Below are 23,684 nucleotides of genomic sequence, written 5' to 3'. Positions count from 1 at the left end.
AATGAGTCTGAATCCCAAAGACGTGGTGATTGTCGATGCGGTCCGTACGCCGATGGGCAAGTCCCGCAACGGCATGTACCGCAACGTGCGTGCAGAAAAGCTGTCTGCTGAACTGATCAACGCCCTGCGTGTGCGCAACCCGAACTGGAACACGGCTGAAACTGAAGACGTGATCTGGGGCTGCGTAAACCAGACCAAAGAACAGGGCATGAACATCGCCCGTAACATCGCCCTGCTGGCGGACATGCCGCGCACCACCGCTGCACAGACCGTCAACCGTCTGTGTGGCTCGTCCATGCAGGCGCTGCACATGGCCGCGCAAGCGATCATGACCGGCAACGGCGATGTGTTCGTGGTCGGCGGCGTGGAGCACATGGGCCACGTGGCCATGGATCACGGCATTGATCTGAACCCGGAAGCGTCCAAGCACGTTGCCAAGGCCTCCAACATGATGGGCCTGACCGCGGAAATGCTCGGCCGCATGCACGGCATCAGCCGTCTGCAGCAGGACGAGTTCGCGGTGCGCTCCCACCAGAAAGCTTGGGAAGCCACCGTTGAAGGCCGCTGGAAGAACGAAATCGTGCCGATCGAAGGCCACGATGCCAACGGCTTCAAAGTGCTGTGCGAAATCGACGAAGTGATCCGTAAGGAAACGACCCTCGAAGGCCTGCAAGGTCTGCGTCCGGTGTTCGATCCGCGCAACGGTACGGTGACGGCCGGCACCTCCTCAGCGCTGTCCGACGGCGCCTCGGCGCTGCTGGTGATGAGCGCTGAACGCGCTCAAGCGCTGGGCCTGAAGCCGCGTGCCAAGATCCGCAGCATGGCGGTGGCTGGCTGTGACGCCGCCATCATGGGTTACGGCCCGGTGCCGGCAACCCAGAAAGCGCTGGCCCGTGCTGGCTTGAAGATCGATGACATCGATTACTTCGAGCTGAACGAAGCGTTCGCGGCCCAGTCGCTGCCGGTCCTCAAAGACTTGAAGCTGATGGACAAGCTGGAAGAGCGCGTCAACCTGAACGGCGGCGCCATCGCGCTGGGTCACCCGCTGGGTTGCTCCGGCGCGCGCATCACCGGCACCCTGCTGAACGTACTGGAATGGAAAGGCGGCACCCTCGGCCTGGCCACCATGTGCATCGGTCTGGGTCAGGGCATCGCCACCGTAATCGAGCGGGTGTGATGTCCGGCTGCCCCGCTCACGGGGCAGCACCGGCGATCGAAAAAAAGGGACGCGCAAGCGTCCCTTTTTTTCATGTCTGCGGGTTGCTTCCAGTGAAGTTCACCCACCAGCGATCCACGCCTAATCATCGCGCAGCGATGAGTGCATCGGCGCCGGTCAGTCGCCCTGCCCCTCCCCCCGCACTTGGCGCTGGAACACGCTGGGCGCCTGCCCCAAGCGCTGCTTGAACAGCGCCGAAAACGCCGCCGGACTGGCATAGCCCAGCTCCAGCGCCACTGACGTCACCGACTCGCCGGCCGACAACCGCGCCAACGCCGCCAGTAAGCAGGCCTGTTGCCGCCAGCGCGCAAACGACATGCCGGTCTGTTGGCGGAAAAACCGGCTGAACTGACGCGGACTGCGATGCACCTGTGCCGCCCATTGTTCGGCGCTGATGCGTCGGTCCGGTGCTTTGAGGAACGCCCGACACAGCCGGGCCAGCTGCGCATCGCAGCCGATTGGCGCCGACAACGGCATCGAGGGTGCCGCGGCCACCTCATGCAAGATCAGTGTCATCAGCGCCTCGTCGCGGCCACCCAAAGCATGCAGCCCCTCCACGTCGGCAGCCGCCAGCAGCAGCTGGTGCAGTAGCGGACTGACCACCAGCACCTCGCATTGACGCGCCGCCCGTGGCGCCGCCTGCGGCTCAATATAGAGGCTACGGGTGCTGACACCCTGCATGCGCACTTGGTGCGGCTGTCCGGCCGGAATCCACACCCCACTGTAGGGCGGAATCACCCAGGCACCATCGTCAGTGGTGACCTCCATTAACCCAGACATGCCGTACAACAGCTGCGCCCGCCGATGGCGGTGGCGCGGCAGCACAGTGCCGGGAGCGTAGTCCGTAGCAATTGCCAGCACCGCACGCGGCAGATCTTCCACGCTGCTTAAGGGAACGTTGCGCACACCGGACTCCAATGGCCGAAACCCGTGCATTGTTGTCCGATCATCGAAAGCATGCCAAGCCCGCAGCCCGTATTCTGCCGCTGTTCTGCAGTAGGAGTTCGCCATGGACGTGTTATTCGTGCTGGGCATTGCCACCGGCATTACCACCGCGCTGTTCGGTTTCGGCGGCGGCTTTGTCACCGTGCCGCTGCTCTATGTGCTGCTGTCGCAGGACGGCAGCAACGCCATGCACAGTGCGGTAGCTACCTCCACCTGCGTGATGATATTCAGCGCGCTGATGGCCAGCTGGCGCCATCACCGCCACGGCAGCTTGCCTTGGCAGACGGTGCGGCCGTTGGTACTGCCGCTGGCGATCGGCGCGGCGCTGGGCGCGCTGCTGTCGGCCCAGCTGGACGCGGCACTGCTGCGCCACCTGTTCATTGGTTATCTGGTGCTGACGCTGGCCGACAACCTGTTGCGCAAAGGTTTTCTGCAACCGCAGCAAGCCACTCTGCAACCGCTCAGTGCCAGCGCCAATGCCGTGGCCGGCTCTGTGATCGGCGTCATCGCCGCACTACTGGGCGTTGGCGGCAGCGTGATGACGGTGCCATTGATGCGCCGGCGCGGTGCCAGCATGACCACCGCCACGGCACTGGCCAACCCGCTGACGTTGCCGGTGGCAGTGGCCGGCGGCGCCGTCTACCTGCTGCTGCCTGCCGTGACGACCACCAGCGCAGGCCAGGTGGGACTGGTGCATGTGCCGGCCGCACTGACGCTGATGCTCGGCGCTTGGCTCGGCATCCGCCTGGCGGCGCCGCTGATCGGCCGCATCCCGGACGCGGTGCATGCCCATGCCTATCTGGCATTGCTAACAATGGTTCTGCTGGTCATGGTCATGCTGTGACAGCGCCATGACTGCGCCGCTGTAAAATCCTGTTGGCTCACTGGGCACCCCGGAACCTCACGCGCACACTCCGGCCGTAACAAGTGCACGAGGAATTCAACCGCCACCACGGAGGTAGCCATGGAAGCCCTTGCACGGACGCTCTATCAACGCCTGCAACAGCCGATACCGGACGCCGGAGCATTGGACAGTGCGCGTGCTTTTCTCCATTACCACCTTGATGCTTGCGAGGCGGACGACAGCCCACTCCCGGCTCAGCTCGACCAATTGCCCGCCTGGCTCGATAGCCAGCACCTGTCAGTCGGCAAGGCGTTCGAACAGTACCAACTGGAGCGCCAGCAAGGCGCTCCACGGCGCTACTTCTCCAACATCAGTCATGCGCTCGACTTTCTCCGCCGCGCAGCGCCTACCAAGCTGGTCGATGGCGCTTGGCTCTACGGCTGCTGCGAACATTGGAATGACCCTCGCTTTGCTCCTCTGGTGCGCACCTACTTGGAAGAACTTGGGGATGGTCTGCCAAGCCAAAACCATGTGCTGCTCTACCAGCAGTTAGTCCAGCGCTATCACTGTGAAGACCTAGAGCGCCTACCGGACAGCTTATTTGTACAGGGGGCTCTGCAACTGGCGCTGGGCGCTTTGACAGAAGAATTTCTGCCGGAGGTGGTGGGCTTCAACCTCAGTTATGAACAGTTGCCACTGCACTTGCTGATCACCCGCCAAGAGCTGGCCGAGCTCAATCTCGACCCCTACTACTTCGTGCTGCACATCACCATCGACAACGCCGATAGCGGTCACGCGATCATGGCGTGCCAAGCCACCCAGCGGTTAGTGGCAGCTGCCCGTGATCCACAAGCGTTTTATCGTCGCGTGCGACGTGGGGCGGCGTTGGCAGAGCGTGGCATCGGCACGCCGGATTTGATTCGACAGTTCGATCTCACCGAGGCACTTGATCACGTATTGGCGGCGAAAGCGGCGGTGGGCTTGCAGCTGCACCACGCCGGTTGCCGGGTCGGTAGCCAACCGCTCAAATCCTTGCTTGATGAAGGCCGCAACGACGGCAGCGCGTTGCGTGCTGCGTTGCTGCGCGAAGGCTGGTTGAAACCAGGCCAAGAGCCGCTCCAAAGCCGGTTCTGGCGCTTAATCTACCCGCCGGGCGCGCAGATGTACGGGGTGTTCTCGCTGCGTGAACAGCAGTTGTTGCTCGATTGGCTTGGCAGCGGCAGCTCGCTGTGGGACAGCAGTCGGCCGCAACGTGACGACAGCAGCCCCTCACCGGGGCAGCACCAACAGCTGCTTCAGCGGCTAGCGCCATGCGCCGATCGTAATGCGCGCATGGCGGCTCTAGTACCGCTGCTAGGCCCCTCGCAACACAGTACGCCATTGGGTCTGCTGGCCACCCGTGCCTTCCGCGCCGGCAGCATGGGGGCCTGCCCACGGCACTGGCTGTCGCGGGGCCTGTCGTCGACCCAGCGCAGCATGGTGATTTGAGCGACAGCGTACGGTCATGCTGATGCCGGCTGCCGGGCGGGCCAGTGACCTGTAGGCACCGGATCGAAAGATGGGGCGCTCGATTACTCGCTGGCAGCGGCGTCAACGCAGCGACGAAGTGTGTCGCCCACGGCCAATCCCCGACGCGCCATGACGCCGGCGGCGCCTTCCAGTGCGGCGCGATACGGAGCCGGAGCGTGGTACACCGGGCAGCTGGATGGCGCCCCAAGGCAGGGCACCATGGTGCGGATCGCCAGCACCTCACCCGCCGCAGAGATGAAGGCGATGTCGAGTGGCACCTCAACCTGATACATCCAGAAACCGGTGCGGGTCTGGTCGTGACGATAGAGAAAGTAGATCAGGGTGTGATCATCTGGCGCTGGGCGATCACGGAAGCCTCGCGCGCGCTGGGCCGGCGTGGCGGCTAATTCTGCGTGCCATGGGCCACGCTCACCAGCGGCACCGGACGGACACAGCGCTACGGTCGGCGCTGGCGCCGCCCCCAGGACGCCCGCCCACGCTCCGATCGCCACACTGGCGAGCAACCGCCAACCGTTCATCCTGATCTCCCACCTCGATCTGCAAAAAATAGAACTTGCGTGCGGCACCTCGGTCACAGCACAGGCGCGTGGCAAATTGCTTGGGCAACTTGGGTGTTCCGGCGCGGCGCGCATTCGATACCGACAACAGTACAAAGCTTCAGAAGGGAGGCAACATGAAACGACTTATGGTCGCGGCCGCAGTGATCGGCCTGGGGGGATGCGCAGTGACCAACTCAGCGCCCACTCAATTGGACACGGAAGACCAGAAAATGGCTTATGCCGTCGGTTACCAAATGGGAATGATGGTGCGTGACAGCGTCGGTGGCTTGGATCAGTCACTGATCCAACACGGTCTGCGCACCGGCCTTGATCCACAGGGCAAGCCATTGCTCAGTGACGAAGAAATGGACGAAGTCGGTGCCGCATTCCAGCGCCGCGCGCAGGAGCAGGCAGAAGCCGCCCAAGCCAAGCTGGCCAACGAGAATAAAGTTGCCGGCGACGCTTTCCGCGCTGAGCATGCTCGCCAAAGCGGCGTCGAAACCCTCGATAGCGGCATCCAGTTGGAGCGCCTTGCCAACGGCAGCGGCCCTCACCCGGCCATGGACGACACCATTACCGCCCATTACCGCGGCACGCTGGTGGACGGCACCGTGTTCGACGACAGCAACGAGCGCGGCGAGCCGATCAACTTCTCCCTGCGCCAAGTGATCCCGGCCTGGCAAGAAGTGCTGCCGATGATGTCAGTGGGCGACAAGTGGCGCATCGTAGTGCCGCCGCAGATGGCCTATGGCGATCAAGGTGCCGGCCCGATCGGCCCCAACTCCACGCTGGTGTTCGAGATCGAACTGCTGGATGTGGAGAAATCCTGAAGCACGGCGCTAAAAGCTGCCTTTCCCGGCCTGGCCGTGACAGCCCCTTTACAGGCGGCTAGTCTCGACAGGTCCGGGGCGGGCCGCACTCCGCCTTCCTTTCACCCAACAGGGATGTGTCATGAAACGGCTGTCAATATTGCTGCCCCTGCTGGTGACCCTTTCGGCACCAGTGGCTTATGCAACGGAAGCAAGCAAGGATCAGGTCCGCGCGCAAGTCAGCACACTTACCGAATTACGTCAGCAAGGCAGCAGCCAACCCGAGCGCTATGCCCTCGATCAACCCGAAGGGGTTGAGGCGTGCCGCAGTGAGGCAGCGCCAGCATTGGCGCAAGTGCAAGCCATTCAGGACCAGGTAGTGGGCTACGAGCACCTCGGCTATCGCATCAACTTGACCCTCGCCAGCCAGGCGTTGAAAGAGTGCCTCGGTTGCAGCGATGCGACCGCCAGCTGTGACAACGCGCAGTCGCTGCTGGACCGGGTGTCGCAGCAATTTCTGAGCAAACCGGAGCCGGCTGCCGCTACTCCTTGACCCTCCGCACCGGCCTATGTGACCCAGTTCACGGGCCGGTGGCTTCGCCCGACTGTAACTGACCGGCGACCGCTTTTGGCGTATAGTCGGCGCCGTTGAACGTCCGGGTTATGTGTCACATCGGCCTTGGCCGGCATTCAGCAAGCACTACTATCTCAAACCGAGGGGACCTCCCGTGCGCAAGTACCTGATTGCCTGCCTGGCACTTTTCTCCCTAGGGCTGTCTGCCCTGGCGAATGCGGAAGATTTCCGCCTGACGATCCACAATAAAACCGGTTACGACATCCACTACATCTATCTGAGCCCGCCCGACTCCGAAGATTGGGAAGAAGATGTTCTCGGCAGCTCCATCCTGCGTGATGGCCACAGCCAGCCGATCGACATCAGCGGCTACGACAACCCGATATTCGATATCCGTGTGGTCGATGAAGACCACGATGATTACGTGTTCTGGAAGCACAACGTCCGTCGTCACGATTCCCTGACCGTGACCTTGGACGACCTCAACTGAGGTCAGCTGGCGGCGCCCACGGGTGCCGCCGCTTTACTGCCCGTTGTCCGGTTCCGGGTAATTCACATAGAAGGTTTCCCCACCGCGCTGCACCCGCACCACCGCCTTGCCGGAAGACTCAAACGACTGCCACGCCAGTTCGTCCCAAGCGGCTTCACCAAGCGGGTAACCATTCAATGACACCACTGTATCGCCCGGTTTCACGCCGCTGCGCGCAGTGACTTCCGTCGACAGCCGCTCTCCGACCAGATAACCGTCCGCACTGCCAGCCGTGACCGGCGTCAGGTCCAGCTCCTCCAGCACCTGCTCGCGCGGTGTCAGAGCGGGCGGTGACGCCTCTCCTTCCGGCTCCGCAACCGCGGACTGTACCGCTGCTTGCGCGGCACCGGACAACGGCGCCAGCTGCAGCACCTGCACGCCATACGCACCCTCGATCAGCGCCCGATCCGGCAGCAATGCCTTGATGCGCCGCTCAGCATCCAACCGCTCGCCAACCCGGTAGCGGGCAATGCGGGTGTCATCAATCACAATCACCGCCGACGCCAGAGCCGCATCATCGGTCTGAAACAGGGCGATTAATTGCAGCCCCGCCAACAAATGATTACTCCCAGCTTTCACCGCAGCAGCGGCCGGCGGTGCCGTCGGTGAGGGACTGGGTGGAGGCGACAGCGGAGCCTGAGGCGCGTCAGACGGGACTCTCACCGGCAACGGTCTCTCGGCATGTCGCGGCCATTGCCACAGCCCTATACCGACCAGCACCAGGGCGCCACTGAGTAACCAACCTTTGCGTCCCATGCCGCCCTCCCGGCTAGGCCTGAAATCACAAAAAGTGAAATAGATGAAATTCAGCTTTTCGATTTTTTCTATTTAATTCAAAGCACCAATATGACCTCTATAGAAGCCGTTGCGTCCCGTCAGCACCTTCCATCAAGACTGGAGCAACCTGGCCAGCGCGCTCACTAAGGGTGTCGACGGATGCGGCATAGCGCCTGGCCTCACACGACAACCGCCGGGCCGGGGCCGGAGCGCCACTGGAACGAGCTCTCCGCGCTGCGCCGCCGGGACACTTATGATCGCAGCATGACAAGAATGGCAGGCTGCACCGGCAAAAAAATAAATATTTGGAAAAGCTGCGTTTCTTGAACTTATGTTCAAGTTCAACTCCGGGGATCGACACAATGATGCCCGCCGCGTCGGACCTGTCCCGACCCCCGCGCTCCAGAAGCCTGGCGCCGCATCCGCAACACACTCTCTACGGCAGCTGTTGCCCGGTTTGGCGGGAGGCCACCATGAACGACGTCAACACCATGTCAGACTTGGATATTTTCATGGCACTGGTGGACGCCGGCACCCTCGCCGGAGCCGCGCGACGGCTGTCACTGGCACCGATTTCAGTGAAAAAAGGCCTGCAGCGACTGGAAGAAGCGCTTGGTACCAGCTTGGTGCTGCGCGATGGCCATGACCTGATCCTGACTGCCGCCGGTGAGGCGCTGCATGATCGGCTGTCGGACGTGTTCGCCCATATTCACGACACCATCAGCGCGCTGTCGAATCCGGACGATGCGCTCAGCGGCAGCCTGAAGGTCATCGCTAGCCTCTCCATAGGCCGCCGCCTGATTGAACCGCTGGTAGCGTCCTTTTCGCGACTGTACCCGGCGCTGCAAATCCACTTGCATCTTGAAGACCGCCGGGTGGACTTCATCCGCGACGGCTACGACCTCGCCATCACCCTCGGCGAGCCGCAGGACTCCAGCCTGGTGGCGCGCCGGCTGCTGAGCAATCGCTGTTTCCTAGTGGCCTCACCAACCTATATCCGCGAGGCTGCGCCGCTGCACCGGGCGCAGGACATCCGCCTGCATCGCTGTCTGGCGCTGGACAGCCAAGGCGCGCTCAACGACCTGTGGCCACTGCGTTCCACCCACGCGGGTGAGCAAGGCCAACGCGCCCGGCAGGAAAACATCAAGATAGTGCCGAACATGACCACCGATGACAGCGATGTCTACTTGGCCTGGCTGCGTGCTGGCAAAGGACTAGGGGTGGTGGGCGAGCAAGATGTTATCGACGATTTACGCCGCCGCACCCTGGTGCATGTTTTGCCCGATTACCGGCTGCCTAATTTGGACTACTACTTGGTATTCGCCGGCCGCCGCAACCTGCCGCAACGCACCCGACTGCTGATCGAGTATCTGGACGCCCACTTGGCGCCGCCGGCCTGATTCCGAGCGCCAGCTGCGTTACACTGCCGGCCCTTGCCGCCACCCGCGCCGACCATGCTTTGCTGCCCACTCGATCAATTGCCGCTGACACTCACCGATCGGCACGCCCGCTGTGCCAACGGCCATCATTTCGACCGCAGCCGGGAAGGCTACTGGCCGCTATTGCCGGCACATTTCAAACGCTCCCGGGATCCCGGTGACAGCCGTGACATGGTGCGCGCCCGCGGCCGCTTCCTTGACCAAGGCCACTATCGCGCGCTGGTCAACGCAATGCGGACGCTGCTGGCGGACGCCGAGCTACCAATCGGACAATACGTACTGGATGCCGGCTGCGGTGAGGGCTACTACCTGCACCAACTGCAGCAGCAACTCGGTTGGCCGGCGCACCAGTGCGTCGGCATGGACATCTCGAAGTGGGCAGTACGTGACGCCGCCAAACGCGCGTCGGCAATAACCTGGGTGGTGGGCACCAATCGCCAACCGCCCGTGGCGCCCGCCAGTGCGCGTCTGTTGCTGTGCTTGTTCGGATTCCAATGTTATCCGGCGTTTCACGATGTACTGGCACCCGGCGGCGAGTTGCTACTGGCCGATCCCGGTCCCGACCACCTGCTCGAATTGCGACAACTGCTATACGCCGAAGTGCAGCACAAGCCGCTGCCCACCGCCGCCCGCGCCGAAGCCGCCGGACTGGAAGCCGTAGCGCAACAACGGGTGCGCTATCGCATTAGCTTGGACGCGGCGGCGTTAGCCGATTTGGCGTTGATGACGCCGCATTTCTTCCGCGCCAATGCCGAACGCCGGGCCGCACTCGCCAAACTGGAGAGCCTATCAGTGCAGCTCGACGTCGTGCTGCACCGACTTCGCCGCCCCGCCATTTAAGCCACGCTCACGACCACAGGTCGTCGTCGCCGCCGACTGATTGGCAACCGCAGGTAAAGCGTTCATAGTCGATGGGTTCATTGTTTTTCACCCATCTAGGCTTGGCACAGGACGCAGCCCCATGTTGGAGATGATCGACCTGATTCTGTTCGGCGCCATCGTCATGGTGGCGGCGCTGTTCTGGCGCGGACAGGGCGTACGCGAACGCGCTTACCGGGCGGCCCGCCAGCACTGCAAACAGGTTGATGTCGAACTGCTCGACGAATCGGTAGCACTGGACCGCATCTGGATCGCCCGCCACGGCAACGGCCCGATGCGGCTACGCCGCACCTACCGCTTCGAGTTCACCGTCACTGGTGACGAACGTTACGAAGGCCAACTGGTGATGCTCGGCAGCTTGGTGCAGAGCATCACGCTGCAACCGCACCGGTTCCAATCACTGCACTGAGCCCGCTTACAGCGCGGCCAGTGCCGCCTTCTGGTCTTCGCTCAACGGCGCTGGCGCTTGGGTCTGCCAATCAAAATGCACTTGTACCGCTTGGCCACGTGCCACGCACTGGTCGTTCTGCCACGCCTCTTGGCTGACAGTGAACGAGGTGCGGCCGATGCGCTCCACCCAGGTACGGATTTCGACTTCTGATCCGTAGTAGGTTTGCGCGACAAAATCGATTTCGATACGCGCCAGAATCAGGTTGAGGTTGCGAGGATCCATGTCCGAGCTGAACAGCTCGAACACACCGCGGCGTCCGGTCTCGAACCAGCCGGCAATGACGGTGTTGTTGATATGGCCAAACGCGTCGGTTTCATAGAAACGCGGCTCAATAACAGTGCGGTGCATAAAAAACTCTCCCGATCAATCAGCGCGGCAGTATAGCCTGCCCGCTCATAACTGCTTGGCATGAGCACAGAGCGATTGGTCATTTCCCGATTACGCCGCCGCCTCGTATGGTCAAGGGCTGATGTGGGCCAACGCGGCCCGCAGGTGTATCGACTTACAGGAGAGTTTCCATGACGTTGCGACTGGGCGATGAAGCGCCGAACTTTGACCAGGACACCTCCATCGGCCGGATCAACTTCCACGACTGGGCCGGCGACAGCTGGGTGGTGCTCTACTCTCACCCGGCGGATTTCACCCCGGTGTGCACCACTGAGCTGGGCCGCACTGCGCGCCTGAGCGAAGACTTCGCGCGTCGCAATGTGAAAGTCATCGCACTGTCGGTGGACCCGGTAGACTCCCACGCGCGCTGGATCGAAGACATCAACGACACCCAGCAGTGCGAAGTGGATTTCCCGATCATTGCCGACGAAGACCGCAGCGTCTCGGAGCTGTATGACATGCTGCACCCGAATGCCGCGGCCACCGTTACCGTGCGCTCGGTATTCTTCATTGATCCCGCTAAGAAGATCCGCGCCACCATCACCTACCCGCCCAGCACTGGTCGCAACTTCGATGAGATTCTGCGAGTAATCGACTCGCTGCAACTGACCGATGGCTACAAAGTGGCAACGCCGGTGGATTGGAAAGATGGCGACGACGTGGTGATCGTGCCGTCGATCACCGATGAAGCAGAGCTGAAACAGCGGTTCCCGAAAGGCTACAACGCGGTGCGTCCTTACCTGCGCCTGACGCCGCAGCCGAACAAGTAATCCGCTGCCTCAAAAAAGCCCGCGCTAAGCGGGCTTTTTTTGTGACGTCGATTCAGCGCCCGGCGCACACCGGGCAATCCGGATCGCGCTTGAACGGATGCTGACGCCATGTCAGTTGCCGGCCATCCAAACTGTGCAACACGCCGTCCACGCGCTCGCCGGACAGCAGCCGCAGCACCATCAGCGCCTGCCAAGTTCCCACTGTTCCCACCACCGGGCCGAGGATACCGGCTTGACTGCAGGGCAGTTCCGGCGCTTCGCCGTCACCGTACAGACAGCCGTAACAGGGCGAATCCGGGTGGCGGAAATCAAACGCCACCGCCTGACCCTGCAAGCGGATGGCTGCACCGGACACCAACGGCACGCCGTGGGCGTGGCAGCGCTCGTTGAGCAGCGAACGGGTGGGAAAGTTGTCGGAGCAATCCAGTACCACGGTGGCATTCGGCAGCTGGGCGTCCAGCCATTGAGCATCCACCGCACAGTGGTGCGGTTCCACCGTCACGGTCGGGTTCAGTGCGTGTAGCTCGGCTGCCAAAGCAGAAGCTTTGGCCTGCCCCACGTCCCGTTGCCGATAGGCGATCTGGCGATGCAGATTCGACACTTCCAGGTGGTCCGGGTCCGCCACCACCAAGGTGCCGACTCCGGCGCCCACCAGATACAGCGCCGCCGGGGCACCGAGACCGCCGGCACCTACCATCACTACCCGCGCCGCCGACAGCGCCGCTTGGCCATCCAGATCGAACTCCGCCACCAGCAACTGGCGGCTGTACCGAAACAACTGGGCATCGGTCAGCATTGCGTCCACCTCCCCCACGTCACCCGCTCCTGATCACCGTAATCGCGCGCCGTGGTCACCGCGTCGAAACCCGCCTGCCGCAAGCAACTACGCACTGCTGCGCCTTGGTCGTAACCGTGTTCCAGTAGCAGTAGACCGCCCGCGCGCAAATGAACACCGGCTTCTGCCACGATTCGCCGCACATCATCAAGACCGTCATCACCGGCCACCAGCGCCGAGGCGGGCTCAAAGCGCACGTCGCCCTGCACCAAATGCGGATCATCAGCACGGATGTAGGGCGGATTGCTGACAATCACATCAAAGCACTCCGGCACCGCCGCAAACCAATCGGAACAGCGCCAATCAACGCGGGCCCCAAGCTCAGTGCCGTTGGCAGCCGCCAGCGCCAGTGCCTCCGGCACCCGATCCACCGCCACTAGCTGCCACTGCGGCCGCTCCAGCGCCAGGGTGATCGCTACCGCACCCGTACCGGTGCCGAGATCGAGCACCCGCAGCGCGGCGGAGCCCGCTTGCTGCAGCGTTAGCTCCACCAACAATTCAGTATCCGGACGCGGGATCAGCGTCGCCGGCGACACCGCAAAGCGGCGGCCGTAAAACTCCCGCGCGCCCAGAATGTACGCCACCGGCTCACCGGCCACCCGCCGCGCCAGCCAAGCGTGGAAGCGGGCCTGCCCGGCGGCATCCACACTGCGGTCAGACCAAGTGAACAGGTAGCTGTCGGACACACCGAGCGCCTCCGCCAGCAGGATGCGGGCGTCCAGCGCGGCACTGGGAGACACCGGCGCCAGTTGTGCTCGCGCCGTCGCCAGCAGCGTGGCAATAGTGGCGCTCATGCGCCGTGTTCGGCCAACGCCGCCAGCTGCTCGGCCTGATGTTCCGCCAGTAGCGGTTGGATCACCCCTTCCAGCTCGCCGTCGAGCACGTCAGCTAAGCTGTACAAGGTCAGGTTAATGCGGTGGTCGGTCAGCCGGCCTTGAGGGAAGTTGTAGGTGCGGATGCGTTCCGAACGGTCGCCGGAGCCAACCAGCGACTTGCGCGTGGCGGCACGCTCCTGTTGCTGCGCTTGCATCTGCGTGTCGTACAGCCGCGTCTTCAACCACGCCATGGCTTTAGCGCGGTTCTTGTGTTGGCTACGCTCATCCTGGCATTCCACCACCACACCGGTGGGCAAGTGAGTGATCCGCACCGCCGAGTCGGTGGTGTTGACGTGCTGACCGCCGGCACCGGAAGAACGGAACGTATCGATGCGCAAGTCTTCGTTGCGCAGTTCCACGTCACCGACATCTTCGGCCTCTGCCATCACCGCCACCGTACAGGCGGAGGTATGAATGCGGCCTTGGGATTCGGTGGCCGGCACCCGCTGCACCCGGTGCGCGCCAGACTCGAACTTGAGCCGGGAATACACTTGGTCACCAGTGACCCGGCAAATCGCTTCCTTGAAACCGCCATATTCCCCTTCGTGAGTGCTGACCAGCTCCACCCGCCAGCCTTGGCGATCGGCAAAACGGCTATACATACGCAACAGGTCGCCGGCAAACAGGGCGGCTTCGTCACCGCCGGTGCCGGCGCGGATTTCCAGATAGACGTTGGCATTGTCACGCGGGTCCCGCGGCAACATCAGCTGTTGCAACGCCGCTTCCAGTTGCTGCAGTCGCTGTTCGGCATCAGCGCGTTCTTCCTGCGCCAGTTCACGCAGCTCGGGGTCGGGATCGGCCGCCATCGCTTCGGCAGCCTGGCGGTCGGCCAGCGCCTGACGGTACTGGCGGTAGCAGACCACCACTTCCTCTAACTCGGCGTATTCGCGCGAGCAGGCGCGAAACCGTGCTGCGTCCTGAATCACCTCGGCGGTGGCCAGCAACGCGGACAGTTCTTGGTGACGTTCCACCAGGCGGTCGAGTTTCTGGGTAAGACGTTCCTTCATGATTCGGTGCTCGCAGCATGGACGGGAGGGCGACGCGGGGACGTGCTAACGGCGGCTGCCCGGGTCTTGCGCAAGCAGAATCTCGCGCGCCAGCAGCAGTGCATCATGACGGTTTTCCGCCGCCAACCGGCGCAATTGCACACTGGGGCTGTGCAGGACTTTGTTGACCAAGTTGTGCTGCAAACGCTTGAGTACTTCGGCTGGATCGGCGCCGCCTTCCAGCTGGGTCAGACTGCGGCGCAACTCGTCCTCGCCCAGCGACACCACCCGCTCACGATACTCGCGCAGCGTGTCCACCGCCGCCAACTCCCGGCGTTCACGAGCATGGCGCACAATCGCGTCTTCAATGATGGACTCCGCTTGGCGCGCGGCTTCCTGGCGTTGGCGTACGTTTTCCTCGATCGCTTCGTGCAGGTCATCAACGCTGTACAGATAAACGTCCTGCAACTTGCCCACCGCCGGATCGATGTCGCGTGGTACGGCAATATCGACCATGAAAATCGGCTTGTGCCGGCGTTTCTTCAGTGCCCGTTCGGCCATGCTGCGAGTGATCACGGCCTCCGGCGCGCCGGTACAACTGATAACGATGTCCGCTTCTTCCAGCGCCAACGGCAGCTCTTCCAGGCCAATGGCGTAAGCATCCACCTCGGCGGCCAGCGTTTGGGCACGCGCAAGGGTGCGGTTGGCGATGGTAATGCGGGTCACGCCCTGCTCACGCAGGTGGCGGGCGACCAGGTCGATCATCTCACCGGCGCCCACCAGCAGCGCCCGGCTGCCGCGTAGATCGGCGAAGATATGACGCGCAAAAGAGACCGCCGCATAGGCTACCGAGACCGGATGGGCACCAATACCGGTTTCAGTACGAATCCGCTTGGCAACGCCAAATACTTGCTGGAAAGCCCGCGCCAGCTCGCCGCTGAGCACTCCGGCATCCATGGCGCAGGCGTAGGCATCGCGCATCTGGCCAAGGATTTGCGGCTCACCGAGCACCAGAGAATCGAGGCCACCGGCGACGCGCATCATATGCCGCAACGCGTCAGCGCCTTCATGCATATAGAGCGCATCTCGCAGACGGTGATCGCCAACGCCGTGCCAGCTGGCCAGCCATTGCACCAAATCAGGGCCGGTTTCATCGACCCAGCAGTAGATTTCCGTGCGGTTGCAGGTCGACAGCAAGGCTGCTTCCACCACCCCCGGCACCGTGCCCAGATCGCGCAGCGCGGCGGCCACCTGCGCTTCCGGGAAGGTCAGCCGCTCGCGCAGGCTGAGCTCCGCAGTGGTGTGGTTAACGCCTGTTGCCAATAGCTTCATGTCGGAATGTCACTGCCTCAGACGGGATCCCGGCCCGGTCGGCCACCACCGGAACCGGCGCCTTGGGCGCGGCCGGCTGGGAATACGTGGGTGCCGCATTTTGCGGGATTTGCCCCCCCGAAACAATTGGCGCCCCCGGCAAGCAGTGCCTTGGGCCGCCGGGAAGGCTATGCGATGATGCCAGCACTGCACTCTCGGGACTGTCCATGCCTGTCTTTATTTGTCTGCGCTCCTACCGCCCTCTGACCCTGTCAGTCGCCGCCGCCCTGCTGCTTGCCGGCTGCACTACCACGCCGCCAGCGGCCCAACCGGAGCCGGCTCCGGTGCCGGTGGACTACGCCCCCTACGACAGCAGCGTGCTGGCCGATCTGCTGGTGGCAGAAGTGGCCATGCAGCGCCATGTCTGGCCACTGGGGCAGTCCTATTACCGGCTCGCCAGTGCCGACTACCGCAGTCCTGAGGTGAGCGCCCAAGCGGCGCGGCTGGCAGCGCTGCTGCAGGATCCGGAACAGACACTGGCACAGAGCGAACGCTGGCTGTCGTTGGCGCCGGACAGCGGTGAAGCCCACCAACTGGCGGCGCTGGCCAATATCCAGCTCGGCCGCCGCGACGCCGCCGCCCATCACATCGACCGGCTACTGGCGCTGGAGCCGCGCATCGGCCTCACCCGCTTGGTGGCCCATGCCGAAGGGCTGGATCAGGACGCCAGCGCCAACCTGATGGCCGCACTGGCACAGCTCACCGACCGCTACCCGGATCAGGGCGCACTATGGTACGCCCGCGCCCTGCACTTGCGCAGCGAGTCCGATATGCCCGGCTCACTGGCAGCGGTGGAACGCGCCATCCGCCTGCAACCGCGCCATGAGGAAGCTCGACTGCTGAAAGGCCGGCTGCTGTACGAAGCCGGCAACACTCGCGCTGCCCTGCGCCACCTGCGCCGCGAAGTGCGCCGCGCTCCGGACTCGCTGCGGCCACGGGTGATCTACGTCCGCTATCTACTGGAAGCCGGCGACGCTGACCAAGCAGCCAAGCAGTTGCAGATCCTCACCGAGAAATTCCCCGACGATCAGGACCTGCAACTGTCACTGGGTTTGTTCGCACTGCAACAAGACCACCGCGACACCGGCCGCGCGATCCTCGAAGCCCTGCTGGAAGCCGGCTACCAGCCCAGCGAAATGCAGCTTTATCTGGGCCAGTTGGAAGAACTAGAGGGCCGCCCGCAGCTAGCCATCGAGCACTATTTACAAGTGCAGGACGGCGACAACGTGCTACCGGCACAGGTGCAGGCAGCACGTCTGATGGCAGACATTGGTCAATACCGCGCCATGCACCGTCAGTTAGCCAACCTGCGTCAGCAATTCCCGCAAGAATTACCGCGCCTGTATGCGATGGAAGCGGAACTGCTGTCGCTACAGCAACCGGAAGCGGCGCTACTGCTGCTCAACGAAGCGCTGGAGACGTTGCCCGATCACCCGTCGTTGCTGTACGGCCGCGCCATGCTGGCGGAGCAAATCGGATTGCTGGAGGTCACCTTCGCTGACCTGCGTCGCATTCTGGTGCGTGATCCGAACAACACCGAAGCGCTCAACGCGTTGGGCTACACCCTCGCCGACCGCTCCGATCAGTACGAAGAGGCTTACGGCCTGATCCAGCGCGCGCTGGCAAAACAACCGGATAACCCCGCGATTCTCGACTCCATGGGCTGGGTATTGTTCAAGCTTGGTCGGGCCGAGGAAGCAGTGCCCTACCTAGAGCGGGCCTACCGCGCCTACCCCGATGCCGAGGTGGCGGCACATTTGGGCGAAGTGCTCTGGCACCTCGGCCGCCAACAGGAGGCCCGTAGTCTGTGGCGCGATGCCTTGAGCATGGATGAGGGCGGCGGCCACCCGGTGCTGGATAGCACGCTGCAACGGCTGCTGAACGGAGTCGCGCCATGACTGTGCGTTGGGCAGCCATGATCATCACCGTCGCCACACTGTTCAGCGGCTGCGCCAGTTGGCGCACGGTCGAGGTGCCGGAACACCTCAACGCTGCGACCTTACAGCACTGGGATTTGAGTGGCCGACTCGGTTATCGCACCGCCGCCGACGGCGGCAGCGCCAGTCTGGAATGGCGCCAGCGCAGCGAAGGCGGCCAGATTCTGTTTTCCGGCCCGCTTGGCTTCGGCAGTGCCGAATTGCTGTGGAATGGCGAGGGCGCGGAATTGCGCCACGGCAAGCAACGACACCAAGCCCCCACGCCCGGCGCGCTAGCCTGGATGCTCACCGGCATGGACCTGCCAGTGGATGCTCTTTATTACTGGGTGCGCGGCCTGCCGTTCCCCGGCGCACCGGCGCAATTGCAGCGCGCCGACGACGGCTCGGTCACCGGCCTGCAACAACTGGGTTGGACGCTGCGCTTCGACCGCCCTGAGGCGGTCGGCCACTTGGTGCTGCCACATCGGGTCCGGGCGGAGCGCGGCAGCGACCGCTTCACACTGCTGATCCACCGCTGGGTGCCACTGTCATGACGTTAACCTTGCCGGCGCCAGCGAAGCTCAACCTGTTCCTGCACATCAACGGTCGTCGCGATGACGGCTACCACCTGCTGCAAACCCTATTCGTCCTGCTCGAACATGGCGACACCTTGCACTTGCAGCCGGCCAATGACCTGCAAGTGCACTGCCCCGGCCTGCCCGGCGCCATGACCGACAATCTGGTCTACCGGGCGGCGAAGCTGCTGCAGGCTCACACCGGCACTCGCCAGGGTGCTCACATTTACGTCACCAAACGGCTACCGGCCGGCGGCGGTCTTGGTGGCGGCTCCAGCGACGCCGCCACCGCGCTGCTGGGTTTGAACCGGCTGTGGGAGCTGGGACTGTCACTCGACACCTTGGCGCAGTTGGGTCTCGAACTGGGTGCTGACGTGCCCGTATTCGTGCGTGGCCACAGTGCGTTTGCCGAAGGTGTCGGCGAGCAACTGACGTCAGTAGACGTGCCTGAACAATGGTATCTGGTGGTTTTTCCTGGTGTTTTTGTGTCCACTCAGGAAATATTTTGCGACCGGGAATTGACAAGGAACACCCCCCCCATTACAGTGCAGGCCGTTCTCGGGGCAGCCCCCGAAACACAGCTCGGAAACGACTGTGAGCCCGTTGCCAGAAGGCTGTTTGCCGAGGTAGATGAGGCGTTGGGCTGGCTTGAGAGGCATGTCGGCACAGGCCGCATGACCGGCACCGGAGCTTGTGTTTACGCAACGGTTGCAAATTGGCAAAAAGGCGCTAAATTACTCGCCCACTTGCCACCGCGCTGGTCAGGTTTCGTCGCACGGAGCTGCAACACTTCGCCCCTTCACCGGGTGCTTGAAGACAAAGGTTGAGCTTCGAAGGTGACACAACGGTTAGTGTTGGGGTATCGCCAAGTTGGTAAGGCAACGGGTTTTGATCCCGTCATTCCCAGGTTCGAGTCCTGGTACCCCAGCCATCTTCCTTCTCGTACACTTACGCGAATCACAGGATCAAGGGCCTCAACCCAGGCCCACCAGTGACCTATACCTTGGGGGCGCCCGTGTCCAAACTCGTGGTCTTTACCGGCAACGCTAATCCGGAATTGGCGCAAGCCATGACCCGGCAACTGAACATTCCCCTGGGCGCAGCCGATGTCGGCACCTTCAGCGACGGGGAAGTCGCCGTCGAGATCCAGGAAAACGTGCGCGGCAAGGACGTCTTCATCGTCCAATCCACCTGCCACCCCACCAACAACAACCTGATGGAAGTGCTGGTCATGGCTGATGCCCTGCGCCGCTCTTCCGCTGGTCGCATCACCGCCGTGATCCCCTACTTCGGTTATGCCCGTCAGGACCGCCGCGTGCGCTCCGCCCGGGTACCGATCACAGCGAAGATTGTTGCGGACATGCTCACCACCGTCGGTATCGACCGCGTGGTGACGGTGGACCTGCACGCCGACCAGATCCAGGGCTTCTTCGATATCCCGGTGGACAACGTCTACGCCACACCGCTGATTGTGGCTGACATTGAGCGCCAGCATTACGACGACATGATGGTGGTGTCCCCGGACGTCGGCGGCGTGGTACGTGCTCGCGCACTGGCCAAGCAGCTCAATGACATCGACCTCGCGATCATCGACAAACGTCGGCCCAAGGCCAATGAGTCTCAGGTGATGCACATCATCGGTGAAGTAAAAGGCCGCACCTGCATCCTGGTGGATGACATGGTCGATACCGCTGGCACCCTGTGCAAAGCGGCGCGCGCCCTGAAAGACCACGGCGCCGCCAAGGTACTGGCTTACTGCACCCACCCGATCCTGTCCGGCGCAGCGATCAACAATATCCGCGAGTCCGATCTGGACCAACTGATTGTCACCGACACTATCCCGCTGTCCACCGCCGCCCGCGATTGCGGCCGCATCCGCGTGCTGTCACTGGCACCGATGCTGGCGGAAACCATCCGCCGGGTGAACAACGAAGAATCCCTGTCCGCCATGTTCGACCGCCTCGAGCTGGTCTGAGCTGAACGCCAGGCAATAAAAAAGGGCCCCCAGGGGCCCTTTTTTATTGCACAACATCTAACGCAAGGTGCGCATGTCGGCCACTACCCGCTCAGTCTTCGTCGCTCTTGAGCTTACGGTACTCGATCGGCGTCATACCCACCCAACGCTTAAACGCGCGGTAGAAGGTACTCGGTTCCGAGAACCCGGTCAGGTAAACGATCTCGTCGATTGACTCATCGGTACCGCCCAACAAACGCTTGGCCAAGCGGCAGCGGTAATCGGCCACCAGCTGGTTGAAGTTGGTGCCAGCATCGGCCAACCGAGTACGCAGTTGGCGCGGTTTGATGTTCAGCCGCGCCGCCACATCTTCCAAATTGGCGTGCCCAGACTCTAGCAGCTCGGCAATCAGGCGGTTGACCTGTGCCACCAGATCCTGTTTCTCCAGTCGCGCCACCTGCTCGATCGCCAGCTGCTCATGCAAACGCAACAGCTCCGGCTCGTGGTGGGACGACGGCAGATCCATCAGCGCGCTTCCAAAACGCACCCCGGTATACGGCTGGTCAAACAAGATCGGGCAGCCGAACACGCGCTGGTACTCTTCCATGTCGGCGTGCTGGGAGTGTTTGAAATAGATCTGCAGCGGCTCGAAGGCACCATCGGTGACGAAGCGGAAGAACTTGATCACACCGACCATGCCGCATTCGTTGAAGTGGTGCAGACGCCGATCCCAGAACATCTGCTTGAGCACCACGGTGTCATCGCTCTCTTCCAGCTCACCGCGGGCAGCATCAGACAGCAGACGCTGATAATTCAGCGCCCGCTTGAGGCCCTCACCAAAAGTGGAGCTGCTCAGGAACAGGTATTCCAGCACCTGGCCTTTGAAGATCGGAATGTGGGCACCGAGGTGCAGCCCCACATACGGATCACCGGAGACTTCCTCCGCGGCCTGCCAGAACCATTCCTGGGCATCATGGGGCGTGCGCAGATCGGGCTGGCTCAGCACTGAGGCCTGCAACCCGACTTTCTGCAACACCGCATCAGCGTCAATGCCCGCGGCTTTCATTGCTGTGTAGGCCATACGCAGCAATACGCCCGAATCAGTCAGTTCTGCCATCCTGCTCGATTATCCTGACAGTTCAACACAGGCTGGCAGAGTAGCATACGCCGCACCCAAGCCGGAACCTGCGCCGATGACTCGTCAGTGCCCTCATGCTGCCAGCGCTTGCGGCTCCGGCCGACGGCTGAGCTGGGAGATACGCCGCAGCACTGAGAAGAACTGCTTGCGGAAGCCGCCACTGTTGTACGGCAGACCGTAACGGGCGCAGATTTCTTCCACCCGCGGACCGATTTCCGCATAGCGATGAGCCGGCATATCAGGGAACAGGTGGTGCTCGATCTGGTGGCTCAAGTGACCGGACATAATGTGGAAAAGGCGGCCACCTTCCAGGTTGCTGGAACCCAGCAACTGGCGCTGGTACCAGCCGGCTCGGGTTTCGCCCTCGGCTTCCTGCTCGGTGAACATCGACACGCCGTCAGGGAAGTGGCCACAGAAAATAATCGCGTAGGACCACAAATTGCGCACCAGGTTAGCGCTGACGTTGCCGGCCAACACCGGCAGCGCGCCAGGGCCTGCCAACAGCGGGAACAATAGATAATCCTTCAGCACCTGGCGACGCGACTTGCGACCGATCTCGCGCAGCTGCTGCCAAGCTTCACGCAGCGTCTTGCGACGCGTGATGACTTGATCGAACTCCACATCGTGCAGCGCCACGCCCCACTGAAACAGCCCTGCTAGCACCCAGTTGTAGAGCGGCTGGAAGCGGTATACCGGATGCCACTCCTGGTCTTCCGACATACGCATGATGCCGTACCCAACATCGCGGTCCTTGCCAACGATGTTGGTGTAGGTGTGATGCATATAGTTGTGCGAATGACGCCACTGGTCCGACGGGCACACGTTATCCCATTCGTAGACATCACCGCGCAGGCGCTCATCCTGCAGCCAATCCCATTGGCCGTGCATGACGTTGTGGCCGATTTCCATGTTTTCCAGAATCTTCGAGATCGACAGCAGTGCCGTACCGGCCAACCATGCCGGCGGCAGCCAGCCGGCAAACAGCAGCGCCCGGCCGCCGATTTCGGTGCCGCGCTGCCAGCGCAGAATACGGCGCAGGTAGGCCTCATCGCGCTCGCCCAGCGAGCTCATCACTTCCTGGCGCAGCGCCTCGATTTCGTTGCCGAAGGCTTCCAGTTCTGCGCCTTCCAGGCGCTTGGGGACAATCGCGTTCATGCTGTGTTCCTCACAGTTGGACCTGCACCGGACCGGCCGGCGCATGCACACAAATTTGGACGGATTCATTGCGCACTTCGCGCACTTCACCAGTGCGCAGGTCGCGCACCAGACCGCTGTCGACGTGGCATTTGCAGGCTTGGCAGATGCCCATGCGGCAGCCGTAGCGCGGCGTCAACCCAGCCTGCTCGGCCAGTTCCAGCAACGAGCCACCCTGTTCGCCATCGGCGCTGACAGCACTGCGAGCGAAATGCACTTCGCCTTCGCCCACTACCGTCGGCGGCGACAGTTCGAAGCGCTCGCTGAGCGGCGGCGCCACACCCGCTTCGACGCTGGCTTGCTGCACTGCGTCCATCAACCCAGCCGGACCGCACAGCAGCCATTGGCGCGCAGCGGCATCCGGCACCAGCGCTTGCAACTGCGCTAGGCTGAAACGGCCACCGTTGAGGCCTTGCCCAGCCTCACGGGTGCAACACCCGAGGCTACGCAGTTGCGGCCATTGCGCTGCCAGCACTGCCAGCTCCTCCACCGCCAGTGCTTCGGCGGCGGTGCTGTAGTAGTGCACCAGCACCACATCGCGCTGCTGCCCGGCAGCGGCCAAGGTGCGCAGCATGCTCAGCATTGGCGTGATGCCACTGCCGCCGCAGATCATCAGCAGCGGGCCATCGCCCTCCGGCAGCAGAAACTCACCTTGCGGCGCACTCAGTTCCACCAGATCGCCATCGCGCATGCGCTCTAGCACTTCTCGGCTGACCAGACCCTGTTCATGGGCCTTGATGGTGAGCCGCAACAACGGCTCCTGTTCGCCAGAAGCGATGGTGAAGCAGCGGCTATGGCGTACGCCATCGCACTGCACAGTGAGCAGCACATGCTGGCCGGCACGGTGCCCCGGCCAGTGGGCATTAGGCCGCAAGCTGATGGTGGTCACGGAGGGGGTCTCACGCTGCACCGCCACCACTTCGGCGCGGATGGTCCGGCTGGACCAGAGTGGATTGAACCACTGCAGGTAATCGTCCACGGCCAACGGCGTGGCCAGTGCACGGGTGAGCACATTATCCGTGGCGCGCCACATCCGCTGGGCCCAGCTGGGCGTCAGTGCGGCGGCGGAAGTCGATATCGCGGGCATCGGCAGGCCCCTCCATAGGTGAACATGTGTGCACATTAAATATTGCCAGCTATAAAAGTCAACA

Annotated in this window: 25 protein-coding genes and 1 tRNA gene; 15 read left to right on the top strand and 11 right to left on the bottom strand. The window is 62.8% G+C overall.

Annotation, left to right across the window (positions count from 1 at the left end; all coding sequences use genetic code 11):
- Position 1 precedes the first annotated feature (1 nt).
- Complete coding sequence (gene fadA / locus AB5I84_RS04500; RefSeq protein ID WP_369454662.1) at positions 2-1,177, top strand: acetyl-CoA C-acyltransferase FadA; 1,176 nt, start codon at positions 2-4, stop codon at positions 1,175-1,177.
- A 156-nt stretch (positions 1,178-1,333) separates the two neighbouring features.
- Here the strand turns inward: fadA and AB5I84_RS04495 are convergent, their stop codons facing one another.
- Entirely contained in the window at positions 1,334-2,122 is a 789-nt protein-coding gene (locus tag AB5I84_RS04495) for an AraC family transcriptional regulator (RefSeq protein WP_369454661.1), read from the bottom strand.
- Positions 2,123-2,225: 103 nt separating this feature from the next.
- Here AB5I84_RS04495 and AB5I84_RS04490 point away from each other — a divergent pair, with 103 nt between their 5' ends.
- Both AB5I84_RS04490 and AB5I84_RS04485 read left to right on the top strand, forming a co-directional pair.
- Positions 2,226-3,005, top strand: a complete 780-nt coding sequence (locus AB5I84_RS04490; protein WP_369454660.1) for a sulfite exporter TauE/SafE family protein — start codon at positions 2,226-2,228, stop codon at positions 3,003-3,005.
- Positions 3,006-3,125: 120 nt separating this feature from the next.
- Complete coding sequence (locus tag AB5I84_RS04485; RefSeq protein ID WP_369454659.1) at positions 3,126-4,493, top strand: iron-containing redox enzyme family protein; 1,368 nt, start codon at positions 3,126-3,128, stop codon at positions 4,491-4,493.
- A gap of 83 nt (positions 4,494-4,576) precedes the next feature.
- Here the strand turns inward: AB5I84_RS04485 and AB5I84_RS04480 are convergent, their stop codons facing one another.
- Entirely contained in the window at positions 4,577-5,053 is a 477-nt protein-coding gene (locus AB5I84_RS04480) for a DUF192 domain-containing protein (protein ID WP_369454658.1), read from the bottom strand.
- A gap of 155 nt (positions 5,054-5,208) precedes the next feature.
- Between AB5I84_RS04480 and AB5I84_RS04475 the strand changes: the two genes are divergently transcribed.
- The 3 genes from AB5I84_RS04475 (at position 5,209) to AB5I84_RS04465 (ending at position 6,947) form a co-directional block, all read left to right on the top strand.
- Positions 5,209-5,904: an FKBP-type peptidyl-prolyl cis-trans isomerase gene (locus tag AB5I84_RS04475; protein ID WP_369454657.1), complete on the top strand. Its 696-nt coding sequence runs from the start codon at positions 5,209-5,211 to the stop codon at positions 5,902-5,904.
- Between the two features lie 121 nt (positions 5,905-6,025).
- A complete protein-coding gene (locus AB5I84_RS04470) occupies positions 6,026-6,436 on the top strand; it encodes a hypothetical protein (RefSeq protein WP_369454656.1) in 411 nt (136 codons plus the stop codon).
- Positions 6,437-6,611: 175 nt separating this feature from the next.
- Positions 6,612-6,947, top strand: a complete 336-nt coding sequence (locus AB5I84_RS04465) for a hypothetical protein (protein ID WP_369454655.1) — start codon at positions 6,612-6,614, stop codon at positions 6,945-6,947.
- A 33-nt stretch (positions 6,948-6,980) separates the two neighbouring features.
- On the opposite strand, the gene AB5I84_RS04460 is transcribed toward AB5I84_RS04465, so the two are convergent.
- The gene (locus AB5I84_RS04460; protein WP_369454654.1) at positions 6,981-7,541 is read right to left on the bottom strand and encodes a hypothetical protein; all 561 of its coding nucleotides are present in this window, start codon (positions 7,539-7,541) and stop codon (positions 6,981-6,983) included.
- Between the two features lie 695 nt (positions 7,542-8,236).
- Here AB5I84_RS04460 and AB5I84_RS04455 point away from each other — a divergent pair.
- The 3 genes from AB5I84_RS04455 to AB5I84_RS04445 all read left to right on the top strand — a co-directional run bounded on the left by AB5I84_RS04455 (position 8,237) and on the right by AB5I84_RS04445 (position 10,490).
- Positions 8,237-9,163 carry a LysR family transcriptional regulator gene (locus AB5I84_RS04455; RefSeq protein WP_369454653.1) on the top strand — a complete coding sequence of 309 codons (927 nt, stop codon included), beginning with the start codon at positions 8,237-8,239 and terminating at the stop codon, positions 9,161-9,163.
- Between the two features lie 54 nt (positions 9,164-9,217).
- Positions 9,218-10,042 carry a putative RNA methyltransferase gene (locus AB5I84_RS04450; RefSeq protein ID WP_369454652.1) on the top strand — a complete coding sequence of 275 codons (825 nt, stop codon included), beginning with the start codon at positions 9,218-9,220 and terminating at the stop codon, positions 10,040-10,042.
- 121 nt (positions 10,043-10,163) lie between these two features.
- Positions 10,164-10,490 (top strand): DUF3301 domain-containing protein, encoded by a 327-nt coding sequence (locus AB5I84_RS04445; protein WP_369454651.1) that lies wholly within the window; start codon positions 10,164-10,166, stop codon positions 10,488-10,490.
- A gap of 6 nt (positions 10,491-10,496) precedes the next feature.
- Here the strand turns inward: AB5I84_RS04445 and AB5I84_RS04440 are convergent, their stop codons facing one another.
- On the bottom strand, positions 10,497-10,880 hold the full coding sequence (locus AB5I84_RS04440; RefSeq protein WP_369454650.1) for an acyl-CoA thioesterase: 384 nt from the start codon (positions 10,878-10,880) through the stop codon (positions 10,497-10,499).
- A 170-nt stretch (positions 10,881-11,050) separates the two neighbouring features.
- Between AB5I84_RS04440 and AB5I84_RS04435 the strand changes: the two genes are divergently transcribed.
- Positions 11,051-11,689, top strand: coding sequence for a peroxiredoxin (locus tag AB5I84_RS04435; RefSeq protein WP_369454649.1), 639 nt, complete (start codon positions 11,051-11,053; stop codon positions 11,687-11,689).
- 52 nt (positions 11,690-11,741) lie between these two features.
- Here the strand turns inward: AB5I84_RS04435 and AB5I84_RS04430 are convergent, their stop codons facing one another.
- The 4 genes from AB5I84_RS04430 to hemA are packed head-to-tail and all read right to left on the bottom strand — an operon-like array spanning position 11,742 to position 15,717.
- Positions 11,742-12,503, bottom strand: a complete 762-nt coding sequence (locus AB5I84_RS04430; protein WP_369454648.1) for a HesA/MoeB/ThiF family protein — start codon at positions 12,501-12,503, stop codon at positions 11,742-11,744.
- Positions 12,479-13,318, bottom strand: a complete 840-nt coding sequence (gene prmC, locus AB5I84_RS04425) for a peptide chain release factor N(5)-glutamine methyltransferase (protein ID WP_369454647.1) — start codon at positions 13,316-13,318, stop codon at positions 12,479-12,481. The genes AB5I84_RS04430 and prmC overlap by 25 nt, the downstream gene beginning before the upstream one ends.
- Positions 13,315-14,406 (bottom strand): peptide chain release factor 1, encoded by a 1,092-nt coding sequence (gene prfA, locus AB5I84_RS04420; protein WP_369454646.1) that lies wholly within the window; start codon positions 14,404-14,406, stop codon positions 13,315-13,317. Before prfA ends, prmC begins: the two co-directional genes overlap by 4 nt.
- A 45-nt stretch (positions 14,407-14,451) precedes the next feature.
- On the bottom strand, positions 14,452-15,717 hold the full coding sequence (gene hemA / locus AB5I84_RS04415; protein WP_369454645.1) for a glutamyl-tRNA reductase: 1,266 nt from the start codon (positions 15,715-15,717) through the stop codon (positions 14,452-14,454).
- A 206-nt stretch (positions 15,718-15,923) separates the two neighbouring features.
- Here hemA and AB5I84_RS04410 point away from each other — a divergent pair, with 206 nt between their 5' ends.
- The 5 genes from AB5I84_RS04410 to AB5I84_RS04390 all read left to right on the top strand — a co-directional run bounded on the left by AB5I84_RS04410 (position 15,924) and on the right by AB5I84_RS04390 (position 20,222).
- Positions 15,924-17,654: a tetratricopeptide repeat protein gene (locus AB5I84_RS04410; protein ID WP_369454644.1), complete on the top strand. Its 1,731-nt coding sequence runs from the start codon at positions 15,924-15,926 to the stop codon at positions 17,652-17,654.
- Positions 17,651-18,226 carry a lipoprotein insertase outer membrane protein LolB gene (gene lolB / locus AB5I84_RS04405; protein WP_369454643.1) on the top strand — a complete coding sequence of 192 codons (576 nt, stop codon included), beginning with the start codon at positions 17,651-17,653 and terminating at the stop codon, positions 18,224-18,226. Before AB5I84_RS04410 ends, lolB begins: the two co-directional genes overlap by 4 nt.
- Positions 18,223-19,074: a 4-(cytidine 5'-diphospho)-2-C-methyl-D-erythritol kinase gene (ispE, locus tag AB5I84_RS04400; protein ID WP_369454642.1), complete on the top strand. Its 852-nt coding sequence runs from the start codon at positions 18,223-18,225 to the stop codon at positions 19,072-19,074. The genes lolB and ispE overlap by 4 nt, the downstream gene beginning before the upstream one ends.
- Before the next feature lie 28 nt (positions 19,075-19,102).
- Positions 19,103-19,178, top strand: a tRNA-Gln gene (locus tag AB5I84_RS04395).
- Positions 19,179-19,262: 84 nt separating this feature from the next.
- Positions 19,263-20,222, top strand: coding sequence for a ribose-phosphate pyrophosphokinase (locus tag AB5I84_RS04390; RefSeq protein ID WP_369454641.1), 960 nt, complete (start codon positions 19,263-19,265; stop codon positions 20,220-20,222).
- A 91-nt stretch (positions 20,223-20,313) separates the two neighbouring features.
- Here AB5I84_RS04390 and AB5I84_RS04385 read toward each other — a convergent pair whose 3' ends face one another.
- From AB5I84_RS04385 to AB5I84_RS04375, 3 genes are all read right to left on the bottom strand, one after another.
- A complete protein-coding gene (locus AB5I84_RS04385; RefSeq protein ID WP_369454640.1) occupies positions 20,314-21,318 on the bottom strand; it encodes an AraC family transcriptional regulator in 1,005 nt (334 codons plus the stop codon).
- Positions 21,319-21,411: 93 nt separating this feature from the next.
- On the bottom strand, positions 21,412-22,494 hold the full coding sequence (locus tag AB5I84_RS04380; RefSeq protein WP_369454639.1) for a fatty acid desaturase family protein: 1,083 nt from the start codon (positions 22,492-22,494) through the stop codon (positions 21,412-21,414).
- A 10-nt stretch (positions 22,495-22,504) separates the two neighbouring features.
- Positions 22,505-23,620, bottom strand: coding sequence for a ferredoxin reductase (locus tag AB5I84_RS04375; RefSeq protein WP_369454638.1), 1,116 nt, complete (start codon positions 23,618-23,620; stop codon positions 22,505-22,507).
- Positions 23,621-23,684 lie beyond the last annotated feature (64 nt).

The organism is Alcanivorax sp. REN37 (assembly GCF_041102775.1).
Lineage (GTDB): Bacteria > Pseudomonadota > Gammaproteobacteria > Pseudomonadales > Alcanivoracaceae > Isoalcanivorax > Isoalcanivorax beigongshangi.
The sequence above is the reverse complement of the archived record's forward strand: the minus strand, read 5'-3'. Positions and strand labels throughout refer to the sequence as shown.

Excerpts from the sequence above, each read along its gene's own strand:
- prmC (WP_369454647.1), bottom strand. The coding sequence starts at position 13,318 with ATGAGCGCCACTATTGCCACGCTGCTGGCGACGGCGCGAGCACAACTG.
- AB5I84_RS04385 (WP_369454640.1), bottom strand. The coding sequence starts at position 21,318 with ATGGCAGAACTGACTGATTCGGGCGTATTGCTGCGTATGGCCTACACA.
- AB5I84_RS04485 (WP_369454659.1), top strand. The coding sequence starts at position 3,126 with ATGGAAGCCCTTGCACGGACGCTCTATCAACGCCTGCAACAGCCGATA.
- AB5I84_RS04480 (WP_369454658.1), bottom strand. The coding sequence starts at position 5,053 with ATGAACGGTTGGCGGTTGCTCGCCAGTGTGGCGATCGGAGCGTGGGCG.
- AB5I84_RS04475 (WP_369454657.1), top strand. The coding sequence starts at position 5,209 with ATGAAACGACTTATGGTCGCGGCCGCAGTGATCGGCCTGGGGGGATGC.
- ispE (WP_369454642.1), top strand. The coding sequence starts at position 18,223 with ATGACGTTAACCTTGCCGGCGCCAGCGAAGCTCAACCTGTTCCTGCAC.
- AB5I84_RS04470 (WP_369454656.1), top strand. The coding sequence starts at position 6,026 with ATGAAACGGCTGTCAATATTGCTGCCCCTGCTGGTGACCCTTTCGGCA.
- AB5I84_RS04410 (WP_369454644.1), top strand. The coding sequence starts at position 15,924 with ATGCCTGTCTTTATTTGTCTGCGCTCCTACCGCCCTCTGACCCTGTCA.
- AB5I84_RS04490 (WP_369454660.1), top strand. The coding sequence starts at position 2,226 with ATGGACGTGTTATTCGTGCTGGGCATTGCCACCGGCATTACCACCGCG.
- AB5I84_RS04375 (WP_369454638.1), bottom strand. The coding sequence starts at position 23,620 with ATGCCCGCGATATCGACTTCCGCCGCCGCACTGACGCCCAGCTGGGCC.
- hemA (WP_369454645.1), bottom strand. The coding sequence starts at position 15,717 with ATGAAGCTATTGGCAACAGGCGTTAACCACACCACTGCGGAGCTCAGC.
- prfA (WP_369454646.1), bottom strand. The coding sequence starts at position 14,406 with ATGAAGGAACGTCTTACCCAGAAACTCGACCGCCTGGTGGAACGTCAC.
- AB5I84_RS04435 (WP_369454649.1), top strand. The coding sequence starts at position 11,051 with ATGACGTTGCGACTGGGCGATGAAGCGCCGAACTTTGACCAGGACACC.
- AB5I84_RS04440 (WP_369454650.1), bottom strand. The coding sequence starts at position 10,880 with ATGCACCGCACTGTTATTGAGCCGCGTTTCTATGAAACCGACGCGTTT.
- fadA (WP_369454662.1), top strand. The coding sequence starts at position 2 with ATGAGTCTGAATCCCAAAGACGTGGTGATTGTCGATGCGGTCCGTACG.
- lolB (WP_369454643.1), top strand. The coding sequence starts at position 17,651 with ATGACTGTGCGTTGGGCAGCCATGATCATCACCGTCGCCACACTGTTC.
- AB5I84_RS04380 (WP_369454639.1), bottom strand. The coding sequence starts at position 22,494 with ATGAACGCGATTGTCCCCAAGCGCCTGGAAGGCGCAGAACTGGAAGCC.
- AB5I84_RS04445 (WP_369454651.1), top strand. The coding sequence starts at position 10,164 with ATGTTGGAGATGATCGACCTGATTCTGTTCGGCGCCATCGTCATGGTG.
- AB5I84_RS04450 (WP_369454652.1), top strand. The coding sequence starts at position 9,218 with ATGCTTTGCTGCCCACTCGATCAATTGCCGCTGACACTCACCGATCGG.
- AB5I84_RS04455 (WP_369454653.1), top strand. The coding sequence starts at position 8,237 with ATGAACGACGTCAACACCATGTCAGACTTGGATATTTTCATGGCACTG.